Genomic DNA, 361 nt, shown 5'->3' on the forward strand with positions numbered 1-361 from the left:
CGCCTAACCCCTCCCCCATACCGATAGGAGAGAAACGAGATGGGTGACGGACTGAAACGAGCATTCGCTGCGACAGCGCGAACCCGCTGGGACGGCAAACTGACGCCGGAGATGCTGAAGTTCCTGAAGGCGCTGGCGCCCTACACGGTGCCGCAGACGCGTGGGAACGTAGGCTGCGTCATCAACCGCGCTGACGACCGCGCCCGACAGAAGTGCAAGCAGCTCGGTCTAGTCGGCTACGACCAGCGTGAGGATGGCAAATGGGGCTGGCAGATCACACCGCACGGGCGCGCTGCGCTTGAGCAGTCCGCCTAACCCCGCCTCCCCTTCTCTTACCTGAGGAGACAGATGATGAGCGAGC

Annotated in this window: 1 protein-coding gene; it reads left to right on the forward strand. The window is 63.4% G+C overall.

What is annotated here, in order from left to right; translation table 11 throughout:
- Positions 1-39: 39 nt before the first annotated feature.
- Complete coding sequence (locus tag MKK88_RS16940; protein ID WP_244001677.1) at positions 40-315, forward strand: hypothetical protein; 276 nt, start codon at positions 40-42, stop codon at positions 313-315.
- The last annotated feature ends 46 nt before the right edge of the window (positions 316-361 follow it).

It is taken from the genome of Methylobacterium sp. E-005 (assembly GCF_022829725.1).
GTDB lineage: Bacteria > Pseudomonadota > Alphaproteobacteria > Rhizobiales > Beijerinckiaceae > Methylobacterium.